Source organism: Serratia sp. CY33802 (genome assembly GCF_052169095.1).
Classification (GTDB): Bacteria; Pseudomonadota; Gammaproteobacteria; order Enterobacterales; family Enterobacteriaceae; genus Serratia; species Serratia bockelmannii.
On the sequence record NZ_JBJNLL010000001.1, the window covers coordinates 1,202,985 to 1,225,759 of the forward strand.

22 protein-coding genes and 2 pseudogenes are annotated in these 22,775 nt (G+C 56.6%); 8 read left to right on the forward strand and 16 right to left on the reverse strand.

From position 1 onward, the window contains the following. Nucleotides 1-170 precede the first annotated feature (170 nt). The 3 genes from ACJ8HA_RS05610 to ACJ8HA_RS05620 form a co-directional block, all read right to left on the reverse strand. The gene (locus ACJ8HA_RS05610; RefSeq protein ID WP_071826117.1) at nucleotides 171-572 is read right to left on the reverse strand and encodes a DUF2946 domain-containing protein; all 402 of its coding nucleotides are present in this window, start codon (nucleotides 570-572) and stop codon (nucleotides 171-173) included. Nucleotides 573-910: 338 nt separating this feature from the next. Further along, the gene (locus ACJ8HA_RS05615; protein ID WP_025302861.1) at nucleotides 911-2,212 is read right to left on the reverse strand and encodes a PQQ-dependent sugar dehydrogenase; all 1,302 of its coding nucleotides are present in this window, start codon (nucleotides 2,210-2,212) and stop codon (nucleotides 911-913) included. 10 nt (nucleotides 2,213-2,222) lie between these two features. After that, nucleotides 2,223-2,648 (reverse strand): DUF2231 domain-containing protein, encoded by a 426-nt coding sequence (locus ACJ8HA_RS05620; RefSeq protein WP_025302860.1) that lies wholly within the window; start codon nucleotides 2,646-2,648, stop codon nucleotides 2,223-2,225. Between the two features lie 168 nt (nucleotides 2,649-2,816). Here ACJ8HA_RS05620 and ACJ8HA_RS05625 point away from each other — a divergent pair, with 168 nt between their 5' ends. Next, nucleotides 2,817-3,275 (forward strand): YbaK/EbsC family protein, encoded by a 459-nt coding sequence (locus tag ACJ8HA_RS05625; protein WP_025302859.1) that lies wholly within the window; start codon nucleotides 2,817-2,819, stop codon nucleotides 3,273-3,275. Between the two features lie 85 nt (nucleotides 3,276-3,360). On the opposite strand, the pseudogene ACJ8HA_RS05630 reads toward ACJ8HA_RS05625, so the two are convergent. Beyond that, nucleotides 3,361-3,504, reverse strand: a pseudogene (locus tag ACJ8HA_RS05630) (VOC family protein); the annotation flags it as partial. A 104-nt stretch (nucleotides 3,505-3,608) separates the two neighbouring features. Here ACJ8HA_RS05630 and ACJ8HA_RS05635 point away from each other — a divergent pair. After that, a pseudogene (locus tag ACJ8HA_RS05635) lies at nucleotides 3,609-3,983 on the forward strand (GrpB family protein). Between the two features lie 182 nt (nucleotides 3,984-4,165). Here ACJ8HA_RS05635 and ACJ8HA_RS05640 read toward each other — a convergent pair. The 3 genes from ACJ8HA_RS05640 to ACJ8HA_RS05650 form a co-directional block, all read right to left on the reverse strand. Beyond that, nucleotides 4,166-4,546, reverse strand: a complete 381-nt coding sequence (locus ACJ8HA_RS05640; protein WP_049204045.1) for a nuclear transport factor 2 family protein — start codon at nucleotides 4,544-4,546, stop codon at nucleotides 4,166-4,168. Between the two features lie 86 nt (nucleotides 4,547-4,632). Continuing rightward, nucleotides 4,633-5,145, reverse strand: coding sequence for a hypothetical protein (locus ACJ8HA_RS05645; protein ID WP_043137327.1), 513 nt, complete (start codon nucleotides 5,143-5,145; stop codon nucleotides 4,633-4,635). A gap of 39 nt (nucleotides 5,146-5,184) precedes the next feature. Then, nucleotides 5,185-6,195 (reverse strand): LacI family DNA-binding transcriptional regulator, encoded by a 1,011-nt coding sequence (locus ACJ8HA_RS05650; protein ID WP_049204044.1) that lies wholly within the window; start codon nucleotides 6,193-6,195, stop codon nucleotides 5,185-5,187. Between the two features lie 317 nt (nucleotides 6,196-6,512). Between ACJ8HA_RS05650 and ACJ8HA_RS05655 the strand changes: the two genes are divergently transcribed. From ACJ8HA_RS05655 to ACJ8HA_RS05665, 3 genes are all read left to right on the forward strand, one after another. After that, nucleotides 6,513-7,436, forward strand: coding sequence for a substrate-binding domain-containing protein (locus tag ACJ8HA_RS05655; protein WP_049204043.1), 924 nt, complete (start codon nucleotides 6,513-6,515; stop codon nucleotides 7,434-7,436). Between the two features lie 67 nt (nucleotides 7,437-7,503). Continuing rightward, a complete protein-coding gene (locus ACJ8HA_RS05660; RefSeq protein WP_442515245.1) occupies nucleotides 7,504-8,679 on the forward strand; it encodes a Gfo/Idh/MocA family protein in 1,176 nt (391 codons plus the stop codon). Between the two features lie 10 nt (nucleotides 8,680-8,689). After that, nucleotides 8,690-9,631, forward strand: coding sequence for a sugar phosphate isomerase/epimerase family protein (locus ACJ8HA_RS05665; protein ID WP_264383948.1), 942 nt, complete (start codon nucleotides 8,690-8,692; stop codon nucleotides 9,629-9,631). A gap of 43 nt (nucleotides 9,632-9,674) precedes the next feature. On the opposite strand, the gene ACJ8HA_RS05670 is transcribed toward ACJ8HA_RS05665, so the two are convergent. Further along, nucleotides 9,675-10,760, reverse strand: a complete 1,086-nt coding sequence (locus ACJ8HA_RS05670) for an NAD(P)-dependent alcohol dehydrogenase (protein ID WP_025302850.1) — start codon at nucleotides 10,758-10,760, stop codon at nucleotides 9,675-9,677. A 293-nt stretch (nucleotides 10,761-11,053) separates the two neighbouring features. On the opposite strand from ACJ8HA_RS05670, the gene ACJ8HA_RS05675 reads away from it, so the two are divergent. After that, complete coding sequence (locus ACJ8HA_RS05675; RefSeq protein WP_049207593.1) at nucleotides 11,054-11,467, forward strand: energy transducer TonB; 414 nt, start codon at nucleotides 11,054-11,056, stop codon at nucleotides 11,465-11,467. Nucleotides 11,468-11,497: 30 nt separating this feature from the next. Here ACJ8HA_RS05675 and ACJ8HA_RS05680 read toward each other — a convergent pair whose 3' ends face one another. Continuing rightward, nucleotides 11,498-11,812, reverse strand: a complete 315-nt coding sequence (locus ACJ8HA_RS05680; RefSeq protein ID WP_049204041.1) for an ArsR/SmtB family transcription factor — start codon at nucleotides 11,810-11,812, stop codon at nucleotides 11,498-11,500. A 185-nt stretch (nucleotides 11,813-11,997) separates the two neighbouring features. Between ACJ8HA_RS05680 and ACJ8HA_RS05685 the strand changes: the two genes are divergently transcribed. Both ACJ8HA_RS05685 and ACJ8HA_RS05690 read left to right on the forward strand, forming a co-directional pair. Next, the gene (locus ACJ8HA_RS05685) at nucleotides 11,998-12,420 is read left to right on the forward strand and encodes an MAPEG family protein (RefSeq protein ID WP_025302848.1); all 423 of its coding nucleotides are present in this window, start codon (nucleotides 11,998-12,000) and stop codon (nucleotides 12,418-12,420) included. Continuing rightward, a complete protein-coding gene (locus ACJ8HA_RS05690; protein WP_049204040.1) occupies nucleotides 12,417-12,773 on the forward strand; it encodes a thioredoxin family protein in 357 nt (118 codons plus the stop codon). The genes ACJ8HA_RS05685 and ACJ8HA_RS05690 overlap by 4 nt, the downstream gene beginning before the upstream one ends. Here ACJ8HA_RS05690 and ACJ8HA_RS05695 read toward each other — a convergent pair. The 7 genes from ACJ8HA_RS05695 to ACJ8HA_RS05725 form a co-directional block, all read right to left on the reverse strand. Beyond that, entirely contained in the window at nucleotides 12,754-14,289 is a 1,536-nt protein-coding gene (locus ACJ8HA_RS05695) for a phospholipase D family protein (RefSeq protein ID WP_025302846.1), read from the reverse strand. The genes ACJ8HA_RS05690 and ACJ8HA_RS05695 overlap by 20 nt on opposite strands. 352 nt (nucleotides 14,290-14,641) lie before the next feature. Beyond that, on the reverse strand, nucleotides 14,642-17,752 hold the full coding sequence (locus ACJ8HA_RS05700; protein ID WP_442515246.1) for an efflux RND transporter permease subunit: 3,111 nt from the start codon (nucleotides 17,750-17,752) through the stop codon (nucleotides 14,642-14,644). Then, on the reverse strand, nucleotides 17,749-18,858 hold the full coding sequence (locus ACJ8HA_RS05705) for an efflux RND transporter periplasmic adaptor subunit (RefSeq protein ID WP_141998080.1): 1,110 nt from the start codon (nucleotides 18,856-18,858) through the stop codon (nucleotides 17,749-17,751). The genes ACJ8HA_RS05700 and ACJ8HA_RS05705 overlap by 4 nt, the downstream gene beginning before the upstream one ends. Nucleotides 18,859-18,932: 74 nt before the next feature. After that, nucleotides 18,933-19,547: a TetR/AcrR family transcriptional regulator gene (locus ACJ8HA_RS05710; protein WP_089180905.1), complete on the reverse strand. Its 615-nt coding sequence runs from the start codon at nucleotides 19,545-19,547 to the stop codon at nucleotides 18,933-18,935. A gap of 390 nt (nucleotides 19,548-19,937) precedes the next feature. After that, entirely contained in the window at nucleotides 19,938-20,729 is a 792-nt protein-coding gene (locus ACJ8HA_RS05715) for an AraC family transcriptional regulator (RefSeq protein ID WP_025302842.1), read from the reverse strand. A 357-nt stretch (nucleotides 20,730-21,086) separates the two neighbouring features. Then, the gene (locus tag ACJ8HA_RS05720) at nucleotides 21,087-21,404 is read right to left on the reverse strand and encodes a cupin domain-containing protein (RefSeq protein ID WP_025302841.1); all 318 of its coding nucleotides are present in this window, start codon (nucleotides 21,402-21,404) and stop codon (nucleotides 21,087-21,089) included. A 314-nt stretch (nucleotides 21,405-21,718) separates the two neighbouring features. Beyond that, nucleotides 21,719-22,765: an NAD(P)/FAD-dependent oxidoreductase gene (locus ACJ8HA_RS05725; protein WP_060447172.1), complete on the reverse strand. Its 1,047-nt coding sequence runs from the start codon at nucleotides 22,763-22,765 to the stop codon at nucleotides 21,719-21,721. Nucleotides 22,766-22,775: the final 10 nt, after the last annotated feature.

A 22,775-nucleotide genomic window follows, 5' to 3' on the forward strand; every position in this document is an offset into this window, starting at 1 on the left:
GGGCGGCCTGGCGAAAATCACCATCGGTAAATACGGGAGGTTAATTCCATCGACGTGGAAATAACCGGACTAATAATGTCGTCTCGATGATTAACCGTTGGGCGAGTTAATTCCGCCGGGTTGAAGCAATCAACGGCAATACAGAGAACGGCAATGGGCTTATTGTTAAATCAGAGGAAAGAGACGGGGGGCGCGCGCGGCTGTAATTCGGTGTGAACGACGTGGGCAAACAGGGGAACGAGGTAATGGATCGGCGGCGGGCGCGAAGCCAGCGACTGGGACCAGAACAGCGGGGCGTGGCTCACGTCCAGCAGCGGCGCGTGCAGCAACAGCACGCAGTAGCCGCAGGCGCTGTCGTCCATCATCATCGCCATGTTGTGGTGGCCGCCGCCGTGCTGCATCAGCGCCTGCGAGGCTTTTTCAGGTTCAGACGGCGGCGAGTGCATCCCGTGATGCATCGGCATATCCATGCCGCAATCCGCCATGGCGGTCGTTCCAGCACTTCCGGCGCGTACATGCTCCAGGGATCGCGAGACCACCGGCGCAATGAACAGCATCAGAATGGCAAACATCCCTAACCAGGCGGCGGCCCGATTTCGCGATGCAGAGGGCTGAATTAACGACACAATCAACCTAAAAAAAGGGTTAACACAGGGTAGGGAATTGTACTGGTTTATGTCGAAATGTTAAAACCTTTTATTTCTGGTCAACGCTCTGTTGATGAATATATTATCGGATAAGCGCTTTAATTCTGACCAAAGGCTATTTTTTTGCGCCAATGACATGACGGGGACAATATTAATGACGGAAAAACTGGCGAGCACGATTATTCCGCTTTATGACGATCTGGCTGGCGCAGAGGGATGAGTGACAATGTCACGGGCGAGTTCACCGGAACCCGCCCGTAACCTTACTTCGCGCTGACGCGCCAGACGGTGTTGCCGACGTCATCCGCAACCAGCAAAGCGCCGGTCTTGTCGATCGCCAGGCCCACAGGGGCGCCATAGAGTTCCTTCTCATCATCGGAGACAAAACCTGTCACCACGGCTTTGAGCTTGCCGACCGGCTTGCCTTGTTCAAACGCCACGTAGCTGACTCGGTAGCCGTTCAGCGGCGAGCGATCCCAGCTGCCGTGCTCGCTGACAAAGGCGCCGCCGCGATACTCGGCCGGCAGAGCGCTCGCGGTGTAGAACAGCAGCCCCAGCGGTGCGACGTGCGAGCTGAGGGCGTAGTCCGGTTTGATGGCTTTCGCCACCAGATCCGGCCGCGCCGGCTGCACCCGACGATCGACGTGCTGGCCGAAATAGCTGTAAGGCCAGCCGTAGAAGCCGCCGTCCTGCACCGAGGTCAGGTAGTCCGGCACCAGATCGGCGCCGATCTCGTCACGCTCGTTGACGATGGCCCACAGCTTGCCGCTGTGCGGTTCCCACTGTAGCCCGGTCGGGTTGCGCAGCCCGCTGGCGAAGATGCGGCTGGCGCCGGAGGCGGTGTCCACTTCCAGTACCGCGGCGCGCCGGTACTCTACGGCCAGGCCATTTTCGGTGATGTTGCTGTTGGAGCCGACGCCAACATACAGCTTTTTGCCGTCCGGGCTGGCCAGCAGAGCTTTGGTCCAGTGGTGATTGATAGTGTTCGGCAGATCGGCCAGCTCTTTACCCGGATCGCTGATGCGCGTTTCGCCCGGTTGATAGGCGTACTGCATGATATTGCCGGTGTTGGCCACGTACAGCGTATTGCCAATCAGCTGGACGCCGAACGGGGAATCGAGCCCCTCGAGGAAGACATGCTTTTCCCAGTTGCCGCCGGCGGTCGGGCGCAGAAGGGTGATACGATTGCCCCCTTTACCGCCTTTACCGGACTGGCCTTTCACCAGGCCGGCGATCAGCTGCTTGGGCGTGCTCACCGCTTCCGTGCCCGGCCCGTTGGCCTCCACGACCAACACATCGCCATTGGGCAGCGCGAGCAACTGACGCGGATGAAGCAAATCGTCCGCCACCTTATCGATTTTCAAGCCTTCCGCCACTTTCGGCGTCTGATCTTGTTGCCAGCCAACGCCCTTAGGCACCTGCATCGGCGGCATCAGAAAGTCTTGCGCCGCCGGCAACGTCGGGTCCGGGCCCATTTGTTGCTCTGGCGAAATGACGGCGCTGTTATCGCAGCCGGCCAAGGCCAATACGGCGGAAAGGGTGAGCGCCAGAGATGAGAGCTTCATGAAAACCTCCTTATTTTGCGCGGGCGCCAAGGGCCAGCAGAATATTCGCCAGGCTGAGCAGCGCGACCACGATCGCAGACAGCACCAGGCCTTGGGGCACCACGGCATACGCATCCCGGCTATGCACGAAAGCGTTGATAATGGCGAGAACGATGGCCAACAGGTTCAGCCAGAAATGGAGTTTGACCGACGAACCCAGCAGCCGGCCGCTGCCGAACCATACTTGCACCAGGTTAATCAGGCGAGGAATGATGGCAAAAATCAGGCCGATGGCGATTAGCCAACTGGCGCCATTAACCCACTGAATATTGGCAGTGCAGGCATAAATGATGTCGAAAATTAGCGCCGCGGTGAAAAATCCATAAGGTATCGGGTTGAGCCATTCATAGACGGCCACTGCGGCCGCTGAGGGCCTTGCTGTCGTTTGCGTGGTCATGCAGGCATCTCCATGAAAAATGATGGGTAAAAAGGCCATTGGCCCCTTAAAGCTTTGTTCAGATCCAGCGATTTGAACAATTTTGATTCTCATTTTTAGCATGCGATGTTAAAACCGAAACCATCACTGCGGCATTATCAATGGCTTAGCAATATCAGGAGGAAGGGCATGAGTATAGAGCGCGTTCAGCGATTTCTGGCCGAGCACGCACCGGAGACGACGGTGACGGTGCTGGCAAAGAACACCGCGACGGTAGCGCTGGCGGCGGAAGCCTTTGGCGTGGAGAGCGGGCAGATCGCCAAGACGCTGTCGTTTCGCGTGAACGATGGCGTGGTGCTGCTGGTGATGGCGGGAACCGCCAGAATCGACAACAAGAAGTACAAGCAATTCTTCGGCGTGAAGGCGCGTATGCTGCCGGCGGAAGAGGTTGAAGCATTAACCGGCTATCCGCCCGGCGGCGTTTGCCCCTTTGCCGCACCGGAAACGGTGAGAATTTACTGCGACCGCAGCCTGTGCAGTTACGGTGAAGTGCTTCCGGCAGGCGGCAGCGATAACTCAGGCGTGAGAATTGCGCCGCAACGTCTGGCCAGCATCACCGGAGCGGAGTGGATTGACGTGACAGGGTAACTATAGGTGACCGTGTCACAATTACATTATGTTAAATAGATTGTATCAATTCTTAATTAATAGACTGTTTTAACAGGGGAAATTACTAATCCATCGGGTGATGGCAAACCGCCTCGATATTGTGGCCATCCGGGTCGATCACAAATGCCGCATAGTAATGGGCATGGTAATTGGGCCGCAAGCCGGGCGCGCCATTGTCTTTGCCGCCGGCGTTTAACGCGGCGTGATAGGTAGGCGCCATAGAAAATCATGTCCGGTCATCATTACTGGAGCGGGAAATGGCAGAGCGCATACCGGCCGGCATGATAACCGCAATTCATCAGCAGGCCGGAGCTGCCGGCCAAACCAGCGATTGATATCTTGCTAGAAGTTGAAAGCCTGGCGGCGTTGGATGGTTTGAATGACAGGATGCATGATATGAGAGCTACGCTGCGCGGCGAGAACGGCATAGCCGGCAGGCGTTACTACATCAAGGGAAACGGCAATCATGTATTTACTGCAGTAAGTGAACAGGCAATCTGACATTTGGTGTTCAGAGATTATCTGCGCAAGCATCAGGGTGTTGCTCAGCAATATGCGGCAATCAAACGTCAGGCAGCAGAAGACAGCCGGCAAAACCCGGCGGCTTATGGCCGGTTGAAAAACGAATTTGTTAAGCGGCATGAGCAGCTGGCGCTGATATGGTTAACCGCAGGAGAAAGCCCATGATCAGACCTGGACGGCAGAATCCACATATCATTACTTAGGTGCGCATAATGTATATTATGTTAAATGTAATTACTGGGTACGCACCGGGGTTATCCTGCCCGTCCTTTCTCACCTCACCTTCAAGGCTTATCAGGCTGACATCCTTTTTTATGTTTTAAGCCCATCTGTCAACCCATCTCAGTTTAGCCCTTAGTCGGCGTACCTTGATGAAAGCGCATCTGCCAACCCGCCTTTTCCGTCAGGAGCCAAACCGATGAGCGTTCGGTGCAACGAACGACGCGGCCCTGCGCGTCACGCTGAAAACTTTTATACGTCAGCAACACGGCGCCTTCACTGATTTTCGCCAGCTTAAACCCTTCGGCGAAAATCGGCGGATAATCCGTTTCCATCTCCAGCGCCGCAACGGTTTGGCATTTGTCATAACGTAGGCCTGAACGACCAATCTCTTCAAAGTCTTCATGCAACAATGCCGCGACATGTTTCGGATCGCAGCGCGTTGTTGGCTGGTGCAGTTCAACCTCAAGCGCCTGAATTTGGCTAAGCCACTGTGCAAAATGGGTCAAAATGCCCTCCTTTTTTGATCGCGCTACGTGAAATCTGGCAAACTTCGGCAGTCAATCTACACCAGAATGACACTCGTGAAACCTGACTATTCCCAGGATTCCTTCTCATAGGGTTTTTGCCAGTTCTTTTCCGTGACGGGTACGAGTTCCCCGTTGAACGTATAGGTACAACAGCGGCATCTCACCGGCACATCTTCTGCGGTGAATGCCGGGTTCACTTTCTGCAGTATCCCGTGATCATCTATGCATAGTCCGCTGTAATAGCTCGACTCACCACAGCGGACATAGCTCTGCCAGTTTTTACGGTGCAGCGCCACCAGGTAAAAAATAGGCGCTTCTTTATCCAACCGACTTACCGCTTCGCTATGTACTTCATTCCAGGGTTGGCCCACTTTACTGAGCAGAAATTGAAATAGCGGCGTGTAATCCATGCCATGTTGTATCTGCCCATGCATACTTTCACGCAGTGGCAACTGCTCATCGTCTGCCTGTTTACCATGGCGTTCCCAGCGGTACTTACCACCGCTGGCGATGGGCCCTCTGGATGTAACGCTTTCTCTTCTATAGAGTTTCTTCTTTACATCTCGATGTGCTCTCATCAAGCCTCAATAGTGACATTGTCACACAAAAAGAAATCCTTACGCCGGTTTCCCAGCCAAATGCGACCGCCGAACTCGCAACTCTCCATGCCGCCAGGCGCCGTCTGCCGTGGTGCGATTGTCGATCAGGCGATTCAAGGCCTCCTCGACTAACCGGTCAATGCGTTGGCTGTAGCTGGTCAGCGCCCAATTGGCTGAGCCGGCTTCGTCGATATCGTCGAAACCTACCACGGCCATGGCTGACGACGGTGCTACTTGCCTGAGCGCTTCGAGCGCCCCCAGTGCCAGCACGTCGTTCTCGCAGAACAGCGCTTCAACCCGCTCACTTTCCGGCGTTGCCTGCAGGTATTCACTCATCAGTTGGAAACCGCGCTGGCGATCGTAGTGGCCAGCGGTGAGCACCCGATCCAGCTGAAAACCGGCGGCCATCAGTTTGTCGCGGTAGCCTTCCATACGCAGCAAATGGCTGCTTTGCGTGTCTGGCCCCTTCATGTAGCCAAAGCGCCGATGCCCTTGTTCTATCAGCAACCCAGCGATCTCTTCGCCGGCGCGGTAGCCGTCGATGTTCACCACATCAATGTGTTCACTTTCCGTATTGCGGCACACCTGCACCAGCGGGATCTGATGCAGATCTTGCGCGATCGCCGCCCACTCTTGGGTTAACACCGTCGCCAGGAACAAAATGCCATCGACCTGCAGCTGATCGGCCATCGCCATCACCGCCCGGTAGTTTTCCCCCGCGGTGATGTTCAGCAGCAGCGCCATATAGCCGCGGGTTTGCAGCTGTTTGGTGACCATATCGAGCATCATCATCGAATGCGGGTTCTTCATTTCGTCGATGGCCACGCCGATGATGTGCGTGCGTTTTTGCGACAGGCTGCGCGCCAGCAGATTGGGTCGATAGCCCAGCTCGGCCGCCGCCGCCAGTACGCTTTCACGCGCGTTGTCTGAGATCGACGCGCCGGGCGTAAAGGCGCGCGATACCGTCCATTTAGAGACGCCGGCCTTTTCGGCGACATCGCTGGCGGTGGCTTTGTGGTGTTTCGTCATGGTTGCGTCGATCTCTGCTTCGGTGAAGTCACACTATACCCTGCTCGCTCAGATCCCCTAAGCGCCTGCCGGCATACCTGCTGCGATTATGTCCCGTTTTTGCACCCGATTGCAATTTGTTATGCAACCGGGTGCAAAAGGTAAAGAGTTTGTGATCGTCCGCGCTGTTTTCACCTTTCCCCTGTTGACCAAATTTTCTTCATGGCCGACATTCACGGTGGCATTCAGAGACTCATCGCGGTTTTGTCTCCTGCTTTGCACCCGGTTGCAAAAGAACTGTTTTTACATAACACCTCTCTTCTCAACAGGATACCGTAATGAAAAAAACCAGACTGCTGTTGATGTTAGCCTGCTCGCTGTTTGTCGTGACCGCCCAGGCCAAGACCTACCAGGTCGGCGTGGCGCTGGCCAACTTCGATCTCAACTTCGTCTCCATCCTGCGCAGCCAAATGGCGCGAGAACTGGCTGCGCAACAGCTGCAAGGCCAGTTCGTCGATGCCAAAGGCGATGTCGCCCTGCAGGTGCAGCAGGTAGACGATCTGATTAATCAGGGCGTGGACGCCATTATCCTCAACCCAGTCGATACGCAAGGCGTCCAGCCGATGATAGCGGCCGCCCAACGCGCCGCGGTCCCCCTTATCTTCGTCAACCGCAAACCCGAAGTGCCGCTCAGCGGCGCGACGGCCTACGTCGGCTCCGACTCGGCGCTCAGCGGCCGCCTGCAGATGGAGGCCCTGGCGAAAAAAATGAATTACCGCGGCAACGTGGCGATCCTGATGGGCGCCCTCTCCAACGAAGAAACTCGCGAACGCACCCGTGCAGTGGAAACGGTGATCGCCAAATACAAAGACCTGAAAGTGGTAGAGAAACAGACCGCCAAATGGCAACGCAATGAAGCGGTCGACGTGGTTTCCGGCTGGTTGCTGAACGGCGCGGCGATCGATGCGATCGCCGCCAACAACGATGAGATGGCCATCGGCGCGATCATGGCGCTGAAACAGGCCAAAAAGCGCGACGTGCTGGTTGCCGGTATCGACGGCACACCCGACGGCCTGCAATTTATCAAAAATGGCGACCTGGCGGTGACCATTTTCCAGGATGCCAAAGCCCAGGCGATCGGTGCGGTGCAGGTGACCCGAGCGATGTTGGATCACGCCAAAACCGAGCCCTATAACTGGGTACCCTACGCCACCGTGACGCGAGAAAACTACCCGCAATTTGCACAGATGAATCAGAAATAAGCCGTTGCCACTCTCTTTTTCAACCCACTTTGCACCCGAGTGCAAAACCACAGTATCAGGAGTCAGCATGTTAAATGGTGAAAGAAGCATCCCTCGCCCGCTGCGTTGGGCGATGATCGGCGGCGGCCGCCTCAGCCAGGTGGGCTACAAACACCGTTCCGGCGCACTGCGCGACAACACCGCCTATCGGCTGGTTGCCGGCGCCTTTGATATCGACGCGGCGCGCGGACGTGAGTTTGGCGTCAATCTCGGCGTGCCCGCCGAACGCTGCTATGACAACTATCAACAGCTGCTGGAGCAAGAAGCTAACCGCGAAGATGGCGTTGAGGTGGTGACCATCGCCACCCCTAACGGCACCCACTATGAAATCACGCGCGCCGCGCTGAATGCCGGACTGCATGTCATCTGCGAAAAGCCGCTGTTCTTCACCACGGCGGAGGCGAGAGAAATCAAGGCGCTGGCGGCGGAGAAAGGCCTTATCGTCGGCGTAACCTACGGCTTCTCCGGCCATCCGCTGCTGATGCAGATGCGCGCCATGATCGCGAACGGCGACATCGGCGAAATACGCATGGTCGAATTGCAGTACACCCACGGCTTCAATGCCAACGAAAGCGCGGACACGTTCGAGGCACAAAAGTGGCGCGTCGATCCGAAAATCGCCGGCCCCTCTTTTGTGCTGGGCGACATCTCCACCCACACCTTCTACATCTCGCAGCTGGTGATGCCCGATATGAAGATTGCCTCCCTGCTGTGCGATCGCCAGAGCTTTATTCCTTCCCGCGCCCCGCTGGAAGACAACGCCATGGTGCTCATGCACTACGAAAACGGCGCCGTCGGCCGCATGTGGGCTTCTGCCATCAACGCCGGCGCGATGGACAGCCAAAGCATCCGCGTGGTGGGCTCACGCGCCAGCCTGCAATGGAGCGATTCCACGCCCGGCGAATTACGCTATGAGATCCAGGGGCGGCCCAGCCAAACGCTGCACCACGGCATGCCCTATCTGGACGACAGCGCGCTGGCCGAAGAGCGGCTCGGCGCGCTGCATACCGAAGGGCTGGCCGAATCCTGGGCCAATATCTACCTCAAGTTCGCCATCGCGATCAGCGCCAGTCAGCGCGGCGATCGGCAGACGCTGGCCGCGCTGATCTATCCGGGTATCGATGCCGGATTGGAAGGCGTACGCTGGATTGAAAACTGCGTTCGCTCCGCCGACAACGGCGCCACCTGGGTCAATTACCAATAAGGAAAGCACCATGAAACTTTCGTTCTGTACCGACAGCCTGGGCCATTTACCCTTCGAGCCGATGCTGGATCGGCTGCTGGAGCTGGGGGTGCGCGGCGTGGAAATGACCACCGGCGGTTGGTCCCCGGCGCCCCATCTGGATGCCGACGATCTGCTGGCCAATCCCGCCAAACGCCGGCAGCTGCAACAGGCGCTGGCCAGCCGCGGCATGGAGATTGCCGCGCTCAATGTCTCCGGCAATCCGCTCGATCCGGGCGAGCTGGGGCAGCGCCATCTGCGCCAAACCGACAATACGCTGGAACTGGCTGGCCTGTTGGGGGTGAAGAAGATCGTCATGATGAGCGGCCTGCCGCCGGCCAGCCCGCATGACACCATCCCCAACTGGATCACCTATACCGTCAGCTGGCCGCCGACGGTGAAAAACTGTCTGGATTATCAATGGAATGAGGTGGCGATCCCCTATTGGCAGGCACTGGTCGCCCGAGCCAAAGCGTGCGGCGTTGAGCGCTTTGCGCTGGAAAACTTCAGCGCCATGCTGGTGTGGAACCCGGAAACGCTGTTCCGGCTGCGCGAGGCCGTTGGCCCGATGGTGGGCCTGAACCTCGATCCCAGCCATTTGATCTGGATGGGCGCGGATCCCATCGCGGTCGCTCGCGCCCTTGGTCCCGCCATTCACCATGTACACGGCAAAGACGTTCGCCTGGAACGCGGTGTCGTCGAAGTTAACGGACTGCTGGAAACCAAACCGATCGACGAGGTGGCCGGCCGCGCCTGGAACTATGTCGCCGTCGGCTGCGGCCGGGATCTGCAGTGGTGGAAGGAATTCTTCTCGGTGGTGCGCATGATAGGCTACAACGACTGGGTGTCGTTGGAAATGGAAGACTTGACCATGTCGGTCGATGCCGGCATCGTCTCTTCCGTTCAGGCGCTACAGCAGACGATCAGCCAATAACACCCTGCGCGGCGGCCACGGCCGCTGCGCAGAGTTCATCACGTTACGGGGTTATCGCCAACTTAATCACGCCATCGCGCTTTTCGGAGAACAGGTGGTAAGCCTCGGCAATATTCTCCAGTTGAAAACGATGCGTCACGAACGGCGTGAGATCCAAACCGCCATGCTGAATCACGTTCATCATTCTGCGCATCCGTTCCTTGCCGCCGGGGCACAGAGCCGACCGAATCGTATGATCGCCAAGACCATAGGCAAACGCCTCGACAGGCAATTGAATATCGTCGCTATAGACGCCAAGGCTGGACAATGTGCCACCGGGTTTTAAGACTCGCAGCGCCTGATTAAAGGTGGCCTGCGTCCCCAAACACTCGATGCTGGCATCCACGCCGCGCCCTGCCGTAATCTTGAATATTTCATCAATCACATCGGTTTCCTTGTAATTCAACAAGACGTTTGCCCCCATTTTTCCCGCCATCATCAGCTTTTCGGGAGAGCTGCTGATGGCAATAATCAGGCTGGCGCCCCGCAGGCGAGCCCCCGCGGTGGCACATAAGCCGATCGGGCCCTGGGCGAAAATGGCTACCGTATCGCCAATGTTAATGTTGGCATTTTCTGCCCCTTTGAAACCGGTAGACATCACATCCGGACACATTAGCACCTGTTCATCCGTCAGACCGTCGGGGATGAGCGCCAGATTAGCTTCCGCATCAGGCACCAAGACATATTCAGCCTGAGTGCCGTCGATAACGTTGCCGAAGCGCCAACCCGCCGTGGCTTTATAGCCATGGCAGCGGCATTCAGGTAAATAGGAACCGTCCTGCGCGGGAAAGCCGTCCTGACATGAATAGGAGGTAAAAGAGGGGCAAATAGCCCCAGCCAATGCCCGCTGCCCCTCTTGAAAGCCTTTAACATTGCTTCCCAACTTTTCAATAATGCCGACCGGCTCATGGCCAATGGTCAACCTACGCGGCACCGCGTACTCTCCCTTGAGGATATGAATATCCGTGCCGCAGATTGTCGTCGTGGTTATTTTGAGCAAGGCATCGTTGGGACCAGGGGAAGGAATAGGTTTTTCAATGAGTTCTATTCGCCCCTTTTCGATAAAGGCAGCGGCTTTCATCATGCGCATGGCGGAAGATCCTTTGGTTTCTGCCGAAGTGGCTACAGAAAAGAATAATCCAATCGGTCATTTTTTCCGATTTTACCGCCTTGGGAAATAATTAAACACGCCAGTAATCTTTATCGGTAAATAATATAAAAAATATAATTCAATAAAATAACATCCAATAAAATCTGCTTTGTCACGCTGCCGAAAAACACGGTCGATTTATATCGACAGACGCTGCATCATTTCTCTTTCCAAATACTCTACGCTCAGCGAAAATATACGTTATCTGATTGATAAGTCATGCAGGAAATGCCATGTCACGACTCACCCTCCTCCCGCTGAGCCTGGCACTTGCCGGCTGCGTGCCAATGCAGCCTGATGGCTGTGAAAAAGCCAGTGCGGTGAATGATTGCGTTTATGCCTGGCGTGCAGGCAGCGATGTTCCAACGGCAAAGCAACCGCCTAACTTGGGATGCGACGGACAAGTTTTTTATGAGCGGCCGCACTATTCCGCCTCTGCGAAGGCAGAAAAACGCGAAGGCGAAGTGAGCGCAACGTTTGATGTTGATGATAAGGGTAAAGCCAGAAATATCGTGCTGACGGGCACCCCAGAGTTCTATCGCGACACCAAAAGCGCCATCGCACGCAGCTGCTGGACACCGGGCCGTGTTCATGAAACGGCGTTGTTTACTTTTAAACTCTCTGGTGATGCGGACGCCAACCGATAAGCGAATCTCGGCCGGCGATCAACGCCCTGTTCACTTCGGCGCGTAAATCTCTCTGAGCGTGGCGATCACTTTCGCCACGTTTGGGTTATCGATGCGGTAAAACAAGGTTTGCGCTTCGCGTCGGTACGTCACCAGACCTTCATTGCGCATTTTCGCCAGGTGCTGCGACAGCGCCGATTGGCTTAGCGGCACCAATTGTTGTAGCTCCCCCACGGCAATCTCATCGTGTTTCAATAGCAGGCAAAGCACCAGCAAGCGGTGTTCGTTGCCTATCGCTTTCAACAGCCTGGCGGCTTCAATCGCCCCTTCGATCAGAAAGGGATCTTGGCTAGCTTTTGCATTCATGGTCAATCACGGCCCCGTCATCATTCAGCCGCATTATAGCGGCTTTCAGACGCTGGCACAGCATTATATTAGCACCATTTAAATTAGATGTTGCTAATTTATATAAATCTAATATAACCTTGTATTCATGCCAAGTGGCTCTCCCTGAGGCCGCAGGCCTTCCCCAACACAAGTGAGAATGCATTATGAATATGCCAACCCTGGTACTGCTGGCGTTTGCCGGCTGGACCTTATTGATTCTATTCGGCACCGTCGGCGTTTATCGCTGGTCCAGAATTTTAACCGGCCGTGCCACGGTGAGCGAATGGCAAGCGAACAAACCACAGGGCAGCGATAGCTACCAGCGCGCCATTGCGGCGCATCGCAACTGCATTGAAAATTTGCCGGTTTATACGGCCCTCGTCGTGGCGATAGCTGTATTTCAGGTGGAAAGCACGACGCTGAATGTCTTGTCTCTGGTGCTACTCGGCGCGCGCATGGCGCAGAGTCTGGTTCACATCGGTTTCGAGCAGACGGAAAACGTCGCCACATGGCGTTTCGCTTTCTTTTTCACACAAATCGTCACGATGTTTTGGATGGGGATAGAGATCGTCGGGAGCCTGCCATGACGATCACGAACCTGGCAGAGCCCCATGAGGTGGCCCATTTCCTCTATGATGCGGATAAACCCAAGGGGCAGCGGGCCATCCTCTACTTTTCCGCCTCCTGGTGTCGCCCCTGCCAGAATATGCAGGGGATCGTTGAACAGCTGCACCGTCACACCAACGAGATCGCCTTCGGCAGCATTGACGTCGCGCAGGCGCCGACGCTCGCCCCTGCATTCGGTATTAAATCCGTGCCCTCCCTCGCCCTGTTTGAGGATGCGCGCCTCGTTGCGATCATCGCGGGCGAGGTTCCCTTGCAGCGGTTGACTCAACAGGTGTTGGCGGCCTTCGCCGGCGTTACAACATCCACTCGATAGGCAACCAGCCGGCCACGGTAAGAACGATGCGTTTTACCCAGCCGGCACCGGGTTCTTGCTGGTGTACCTCGGTATGGCCGTCTTCGAAGGCTTCTTTCCACACCATTTTGCCTTCGGGCGTCAATGCCGGCCGATAGGCGGCGTACTCGAGCGGGCCATCAAACAGTTGGCGGGTGTCGGCCGCCAGCGCCGGGCTGTCGATCAAGAATCCCATTTCGCAGTTCAGGTGCGCCGAGCGCGGATCGAAATTGAACGAGCCGATAAACACCCGCTTATCGTCGATGGCGAAGGTTTTGGCATGCAGCGCCGCGCCGGACAGCCCCAGCGGCTTGAGCTCCTTGCGCCCGGTCGGTTGACCGGCGCGCAGCTTCAGCTCGAACAGTTCGACGCCCGCCTGCAGCAGCTCACGTCGGTATTTGGCGTAGCCCGCATGCACCACCAGCACGTCGGTGGTGTTCATCGCGTTGGTCAGCACGCGAATGGATTTCCCCTGTTTGGCAAGCGATTCAAAGAAAGTCGCCCCTTCTCGCCCCGGCACGAAATAGGCGGAGACCAGATCCAATTGCTGGCTGACGCCGCCGATGATCTTACCCAGTTGTGTCACCATCAAACGATCGCGCGAAGCCTTGCCCAACCCTTTCGCCGGATCGTCGGCCACCAGCTCTACCTGGGTGAATTCCGGCTGTATGGCGCCATCGCGAAAGCGCACCGCGCTGGTTTCCAGCTGCACCGCCAGTTTACGGGCGCGCTCGCTGGTTTCGGTGGCGGCGGCCTGCGTCAGGAAGGCGGAAAGATCGCCTTTTCCCCGAATAATCTGCTCAACGCCGAACACCGAGGCGCTGTTCCAGTAGCGATCGAAGACCTCGGCGGTCTCCGCCACCACGTTGCCGACGCTCAACACGTCGAGATCGAGGAAATAGTTTTCGTCACCGACCTGAAAATACTCGTCGCCGATGTTGCGGCCGCCGATGATCGCCACGGCGCCGTCGACGATGTAGGACTTGTTATGCATGCGCCGGTTCATGCGCATAAAGTCGAAGGCGTAACCGGCCAGCTTCGGCGTACGTACGGTGGACGGATTGAACAGACGGATCTCGACGTTTTCCTGGGCGTTCAGCGCCGCCAGCGTCTCATCCATGGCGACGCCGTTATCGTCCAGCAGCAGCCGCACGCGCACCCCACGTTGGGCCGCGTCATACAGGGTTTTCAGCAGGATCTGCCCGGAGGTGTCGTTATGCCAGATGTAGTACTGAGCGTCGATAGACCTTTCCGCCATCCGCGCCAGCGCCAGGCGGCTGGCGAACGCATCGTGGCCGCTGACCAGCGGCACCACGCCGCTCAGGCCGGAATGTGCCGCCATCTGTTCGGCGGCCCGCGCCGGCAATAGCGCGGTAGGATCCGCCGGCAATGCCGCCTGCGGCAGACGCTGCGAAATATCCGGCAAACGAAAGATGACTCTTGCCGCAATAATGGCGATCGTCACGGCGATAATCAGATACACGACAATTTTTATCACGGGAGGCGGCCTCGGAGGTTGACTGCTTTGCTTTATACGTCATTAGGTTGCTTCAATCTATAGGAGAAGCGCGCTATGCGCGAGGTCCGCTTGGAAAACGAAAAATATCTTACGTTACTATCCAAATCATGCCAGTTGCGCCGTATTGCGCAACTGGCATATCTATCGGCTTTAATTTATTCCAGCTTAGGCATGATGCTTAAATGACGAACATCCATTTCTGTCAGCGCAACGCCATTCAACGGCGAAGCGCCATCGATATCCCTGACGGTACCAACCTCTGGCTTTAAGGGCCAAGGCGGCAGCCCTGCCAATGCCTGATGAAACGCCGGCAATCAGAACAGCTTTATATTCAGACATTTTTTAATCCTTCAGACGTGGAATGGCTTTCGGTTGGCAAGGTTGCCGTTGGGCTCTTTATCCGGAACCAGATAGCATACATAGCAGGCAGGAACACCAGCGTAATAATGGTTCCACCCAGTGTCCCGCCTATCAGGGTATAGGCCAGGGTTCCCCAGAATACCGAGTGGGTTAACGGGATAAAGGCCAGAATGGCCGCCATCGCCGTCAGCAGTACAGGCCTGGAGCGCTGTACCGTTGCCTCAATGACCGCATGATAGGGTTCAAGCCCTTCCTGCTCGTTGTGATGAATCTGCCCAATGAGGATCAGCGTGTTACGCATCAAGATCCCTGACAGGGCAATCAAACCAACCAGCGCGTTGATACCAAAGGGCTGGTTGAAGAGCAGCAAGGTTGGCACCACACCGATCAGCCCCAGAGGTGCGGTCATAAAGACCATCACCATCGCCGACATCGAACGCACCTGAAGGATAATGATCAGCAATGTCATGGCTATCATGATAGGGAATAACGGCACCATCGCTTGGGTAGCTTTCCCTGACTCCTCAATAGAGCCCGCCTGTTCAACCCGGTATCCATTCGGAAGCGTTGTGATGATGGGCTGCAGTTGTTTAAAAATCGCAGTGGAAACATCAGGTGCCTGAAGGGATTCGGCAATATCGCCTCGCACGGTAATGGTTAGCATACGGTCACGACGTCGCAGGACCGGGTCTTCCATGCGCACTTCGACCTCGCCAACCTGCGATAACGGAATACGCTGCCCTGCAGAACCGACCAGGGTGAAACCCTCTATTTTCGCCGGATCAAGTCTGATATCGCCGGCAGCGCGTCCCACGACCTGCACCGAACGGATATCTTCGCGCACCGCGGTGATAGGAACACCCGAAAGCAAGAATTGAAGCTGCTGGGCCACGGCATTTGACGTCAGCCCCACGGCCTGCAGGCGGTCCTGATTCAGGGTGAAATGCAGTGTTGGCACGCGTGAGCCCCAATCCGTGTTGACCGTTCTCATCAGCGGGCTGGCCTGCATCAGCATTTTCACCTTGTCCGCGATGTCTCGTAATACCGTCGGATCAGGCCCTGTCACACGGAAGGCAACCGGATAGGGTGAGTAAGGGCCAAACACCAGTTGGGTCACGCGAACTCGCGCCTCAGGAGCCAGTCCATCAGCCGCAGCTTGGCGAAGACGGAACTTGAGCGCCTCACGGGCTCCCTCACTGTCCGTCAGGATAACAATTTTCGCAAAAGAGGGATCAGGTAGCTCGGGTGCCATGGCGAGATAAAAACGAGGAGCCCCTTGCCCGATATAAGCCGTCACGATTTTTGCTTCTTTCTGGTGCTTCAGCCAGTCCTCAATTTTCGTCACGGCGGCGCTGGTTTGTTCAATGGACGAGCCATACGGCATCTGGACGTCCACAAGGACCTCTGGCCGGTCAGACGTCGGGAAAAACTGTTTTTTCACCAGCGCCATGCCGAGAACAGCAACGGTGAATACCGCAACGACAGAAGCCGCGACCAGCCATTTTCGCGCGATGACCTGCGCCAGCAACTGACGAAAACGGTTGTAGCGGCGGGTGTTGTAGATAGCTGTGTGCCCCCCTTGAACCGTTTTGATATCCGGCAGCATTTTCACCCCAAGGTAAGGGGTGAACACCACTGCCACCACCCAGGAGGCAATCAATGCAATTCCCACAATCCAGAACATATTGCTGGTATATTCACCCGCCGTGGATTGTGCAAAACCGTTGGGCATAAAGCCAACGGCCGTCACCAGGGTGCCTGCCAGCATCGGCGCAGCAGTGTGGCTCCATGCATAGGCTGAGGCTTTGATTCGGTCGTACCCCTCCTCCATTTTCACCACCATCATTTCAATGGCAATGATGGCGTCATCCACCAACAACCCCAGGGCCAGGATGAGCGAGCCCAGGGTAATACGGTCGAAGTTTTTACCTGACGCCTCCATGACCACAAAGACGACAGCCAGCGTCAGGGGCACAGCAGCAGCGACCACCACACCCACACGCCAACCCATACTGAGAAAGCAGACCACCATCACGACCAGCAACGCGACGAAAAATTTGATCATGAACTCATCTACGGCGGAACTGATGTTAACTGACTGATCGGTGACTTTCACGAATGTCATGCCGAGTGGCATGTCCGCATTGATGCTGACGGCTTCCTTATCCAGCGCTTTACCCAGCTCCAGACCATTCCAGCCCTCACGCATCACGATACCCAGCAGAAGTGCAGGTTCGCCCTGATTACGCACCATAAAGGTCGCCGGATCTTCGTAGCCACGCTCGACCGTCGCCACATCGGAAAGCTTCAGCGTCCTCCCTTGCACCACAACCGGCGTTTCACGAATTTTTTCCAGTGTGTCAAAAGCCCCATCCAGACGGATAAAAACCTGCGGCCCACGGGTATCTATCGAGCCCGCAGGTGTCAGCACGTTCTGGTTGTTCAGGGCTGCAAAGATATCCTGGGCAGAGACCCCCAGGGTTGCCAGACGGTCATGGGAAAATGAGACAAATATCCGCTCGGCCTGCTCACCGATAATATTGACTTTTTTTACCCCGGGAACATGTAATAAGCGCTGGCGTAATGACTCGGCATCGCGCACCAGTAGCCGCTGTGACTCGCCTTTTGCCTTCAGCGCAAAGAGCGCAAACGTGACATCCGAAAACTCATCGTTAACCATCGGCCCAGACACCCCTGCCGGCAAGTTTTTAGCCTCGTCGCTGAGTTTTTTGCGTGCCTGATAGAACGCTTCCTGGACCTCTGAGGGGGGAGTGCTGTCCAACAATGAGAGCATGGTAAAAGCCAGACCGGGACGCGTGTAGGTCTCTGTGCGGTCATACCACTTGAGCTCCTGGAGACGCTTCTCCAGCGGTTCGGCCACCTGATCCTGCATTTCCTTAGCCGTTGCTCCAGGCCAGGCGGAAATGATGGTCATCTGCTTGACCGTAAAAGGCGGGTCTTCTGCGCGCCCCAGCCCAAGGAACGAGAGAATACCGGCAACGGTGATCAACAGGATAAGAAACAGCGTAACGGAACGCTCGCGTACGGCGAGCGCGGAAAGATTGAAACGTCCGCGACTCATGGACGACTCCCGACGACACGGATATCGCTCTGCTTCGCCAGCCGGACTGTCTCACCATCATGCAGTAGATGAGCGCCCAGCGCTACGACCTGTTCGCCAGGCTTAAGGCTGCCGGTTACGCTTGCTGCATCATCCCCGAGGCTCACGACCTGCACGGACCGCCAGGTCACTCTGGCGGGATTTCCTGAAATGCTCCAGACCCCCGGACCTTTACCCGCGTCAAAAACAGCCGCTAAAGGCACCTGCAGCAACGGCTGCGATGCTCTGCTCTGCGCAATATGGATGGTGACAGTGGCCCCCAGAGGGGCACCAGACAATGGACCGTCGAGCACGTACCTTGCTTCAAACGTGCGCGTCAGCGGATCGGCTGCATCAGAGAGTAACCGTAGCTTCGCGGAAACAGAGGGTGTATCGCTGCCGTACAGAGAGGCCTGTGCCACGCTTCCAATTACCGGGCGCAGCGTCTCAGGCAGTTGGACGACCGCTTCGCGTTGTCCAGCCCTCGCCAGCCTGATAACTGGCTGTCCGGCACTGACCACCTGACCTGGCTCGGCCAGCGTGTCCATCACCACTCCGTCGGCGTCAGCGACCAGGACTGCATAGCCCATGGCGTTTTGCGCCACATTCGCCTGCGCCTGGGCGGCACTGAGGTCAGCCCTGGCCGTCTCTGCGGCAGCCTTAACCTGATCGTAAGCGGATGCCGACACAGCACCTGTAGTGACCAGACCGCGATAACGCGATTCATCATCCGCTGTCTGTCGGGCTCGCGCTTTTGCTGCGGCGACTGCCTGCTGTTGAGCCTGAGCCTGTAGGCTCAGATCAACCGGGTCCAGACGCATTAACGGCTGGCCACGTTTCACGGCCTGGCCGGTATCGACGAGACGTTCCAGGATTTTGCCTTGAACCCTGAAACCAAGGTCGCTCTGAATTCGTGCAACCACCACCCCCGTAAAAGCACGGGAAAAGTCGGTTGCATTGATCGCTGCGGCAGACCTGACCAGAGGTGGCAGACTGCGTGGATCGCGGTTATCGGAAGCCTCACCGCAGGCCACAAGGGCAAACGGCAACAGACAGACAGCAAAGGTGACAGGTTTAAGTCCGAGCATGGGTTCCCTTAATTAATTAACAGGACAGGAACCCATACTTATACTTGTGACCATTATTGTCAATGGTCACAAAGTCAGGGTGACAAACTTCTCAAGATCAGTGATGGCAGCAACACCGCCGCTGCTTGGACGGTGTCCAAATTATATTGCAGCTGAACCGGGCTGATATAGGGACGCATGACCATAAAAATCGCATCCGCCGCCTCATCCAGTGGCGTTTTTCTTTCGAACTCACCTGCCTGGCGCCCTTCAACAATGATCTGCTCGATTAGCTGCCGCAGGTGCTGCTCATGAGCTTGTGCTGAGGGCCATTTATCACGCACAGCAACAGCCGCAATATCGTGCAACTTACGGTCATGAAAAAATAAATCACAGCCAGATTCTGACAATGCCTTGAATAACCGCCTTATTTTCTCTGCAGCTGTCGGCGCATCCGCAATCGCTGCGTGGACAATATCCCTTATGATCGCCAGCCGATTAGCGCAGATCACTTCTCCAATCGCCTGCTTGGAATCGAAAAATTTATAGATATAAGCTTTTGAAAAACCAATTGCTTTGGCGAGGTCGGAAACCGTTGTTTTTTCGTAGCCATAGTGACCGAAATGCTCAGTGGCCGCGTCAACGACCTGATCGCGGACACTGTGGTCGGAAGGTCCCCTGGAAGGGGTTTCATTCATCTGTTTAGTCATTTTCCCATCCTAGCTCAATGAAGCCCGGCTGACAACGAGTGACCAATTGGTAATATGGTCACAATTCAAATTCGGTTCAAGGCTTCTTCCTGTTTGCCCTAAATACACTTGCACTCTGGCAGACTTTTCGCCGGATGATACAGCGCCCCCGGGCACTCCCCTTAATCAACAAAACGGAACATCTCACCATGAATAATGACGTCATCATCATCGGCGGCAGCTTTGCCGGTCTCGCCGCAGCCCTGCTATCAATATGGTTAATGCCCGCGCGGACAGCCTCTCTGATACTCCCTCAGTCACCACGGCGCGATGGCGGGTATCTTCGCTCGGCAGTCGATGCTCACCTGAGTGCAAGCAACAACAATCTCCAAGCGGATCACTGCCATAAGGCTATAGCGTAAAGCGCGAAGGCGAAACGCCAAACAGTTTTTTGAACGCCACCGAATAGGCGCTGTGGCTCTCATAACCGCTTTCGAAGGCGGCGTGGATGATCGAGTTGCCCGCCAGCAGCAGCGGGATGGACGACAACAGCCGTAGACGCTGTTTCCACTGACCAAAGGTGATGCCGGTTTGTTGAGTGAAGTGACGCTGGAAGGTTTTCGCGCTGATCGACAATGAATCCGCCCAGATCTCAATGCCGCGATCGTCGGCCGGCGTGATGACCAACTGCCGGCAAATGTCAGCCATTCTCGCTTCCATCGGCCAAGGGAGATGCAGCGCCAGCTGCGGCTGCAGGCTCAGTTCCTCGAGGAACAATGCTCTGAGCAACGCGTGGCGTTTGGTCTCCTCGCCCTCGGGCGCCAGCGTCGCCAACTGGGCGATCAGCTCGCGCAGCAGCGGCGACACCTGCAAGACGCCGTCGCGCAACGGCAACCGCGCGGCGGTGAATTCATCAACAAAAATCCCGTAAACGCAAATGTTGCTCTGCATGACCAACTGATGTTCTACCCCCGGCCGCAGCCAGACTGCGGTGGTAGGCGGTACGATCCAGCGTCCGCAGCTCGCCTCGACCGCCATAACACCCTGTTGCGAATAGAGCAAATGGCAGCGTTTATGCGAGTGGTAAGGAATGACAAAGCCCGCCGGGTAGTGTTTCACCAGCCCCGTCACCTCGAACGCAGAGTTTTCGTGGCTGCTGAGGTCGATGCGTTTCGTTTCGGCGTTGTCGACGTCGAATCCCATGGTCGTTTGTCCCTTTTGATAACGCGAATGTCTTTTATTTGATAGAGAGGCCGCATGATCCTCCATATAGTGACGTTCTCGCAAGCCACACCAGGGGCCTTATGCGAAGAAACTCACTATTTACACCAAAATTTCATCGTTCTGCTTAAAACGAAGGCGATGACGTTGCGCATGCGCTGCGCAATGGCGGCTCGTTGCGGGGGCGACGCGGCCGAAAGTGATGGAAAGGGAAAGCGCGGTGGCTTAAATCAGGAGGTATGCGCATCAATCAGCAGGTAGCTCAGCCTGGGGGGCGGCTTAATGCTAAAGGGATAGGGAGAGCGCCTAGGCTCTCCTCCATCCAGAATGGTTATCTCGTCAACGGGCCAACTCGGCGCCGTCCAGCTCGGAAATCGCCAGACAAATCACTTCCGTGATGGCCTGTACCGTATAGGCGGTCTTGGCAGGAATGATTAACATCTCATGGGGTTGCAACGTCTGATCGTCAACCTTCAGTTCACCGCTCAGCACCATCAGTTTCACCCAGCCCGGATGAAAACGCGCCGGTTGTTGGCTGCCCGCATCGAGCTTCAGCAACGCCGTATGGCCAGGCGTCTCCCGTTTCAAAATGTGAAAGTGTACCCCATCGTAAGGCATGTTTTCGTAATGCAGTGACGCCAGTGTTCTCTTATGCATGGTAAGTGTCCTCGTGACCTGTGAGTAGCTGCTCCGCCTTCGGTCGCCGTAAAAACGATTGGCGGCTGTCCCTACCGAAAGCACCGGCTCGCAGCCTCTTGGCGAACGGATTAACTGTCGTACTTGCAGCGGCCAGATCGACCGCCGTTTCATGCCTAACCTGCCTCAGGCATGCTACTAAATATATAAGAGCCTCGCCGAGGGCGCAAAAAACCGCTGCAGGGTTGAGCGTATTACGGTGCTGATCCGTAGTCGGAAAACCTGAACGGCGAGACCAAGGCGCCGTCTGCCGGAGATCGCGATGGTCTCCCCCTTCACACCCCATCATTAATAAATCGCGCCGGGCGATAAGCGTGCGGAATGGCGGAATTGACGCCATGCAGCAGCTCGTCTCCGATCAGCCGGCCAAGCGTCGGTGCGCACATCACGGCCGGATGCATCACCGCCACATAGAGGCAGGTGGCGCCCAGCGGCCCAACGATGGGATAACCGTCGCGCGGCCGGGGGCGCATCCCCACCGAACACGCCTGCAGTTTCAAGGGCGCCGTGCCTGGCAGGCGCCCTTCAATCGCCGATTGCGCTTCGCCCTCCACGCGATTTTCATCGCCGTGCGCAGGATAATCTTCCGCCGCCAGCAGATCGCCATTTTGTGCATGACGCACTTCGATGTCGTCGCCCGCAATCAGCGTGTTCACCACCTGCGCCGCCGCGTGATAGCGTAACAAAATGGCCGGCGACGCCTCGATCGGCAGCGAGAATCCGCTACCGTCCAACAGCGCCGAGATCCCCGTGCCACAGGCGAGCACCACCCGATCGGCGGTAATCGCGCCTTCCTCGGTAACGATGCCGATTATCTGCCCGTCTTCACGCAAAAATCCGCTGACGGTTCGCCCCAGGAACAACTCCCCGCCCCACGCGCGAACGCATTCGAGCAACCGCTGCGTCACTTCTTGCGGATCGACGGCGCCGTCACGCGCCGCAAAATAGGCTTGGCTATCGGGCTGCCTGAGCCCCGGTTCCAGCGCGGTCACCTCGGCGGAGGGCAAAAGCCGATTATCGGGGTTTTGCGTCGCCGGCGCCTGACCATAGCTGAGCGCGCCGGACCAATTCACCCAGAGATCCGGGATCTCCTGCGCCAGGCGTATCCAGTCAGCCACGATCTCGCGCCGCAGAAACGCGTCGGGCGCGCCCTCAGGCACGCCTTCGCTGATCCAGCCAAACGAGCGGCCTGTGGCTCCCGCCGCGGGATGCGCCTGCTCAACCACGATAACGTGCTGCCCTTGGCGCGCGAGATGATAGGCGATCGATGCGCCGACAATCCCGGCGCCCACGATAACCATGCGTGATGATGTTCCATTCATTTAATGATGT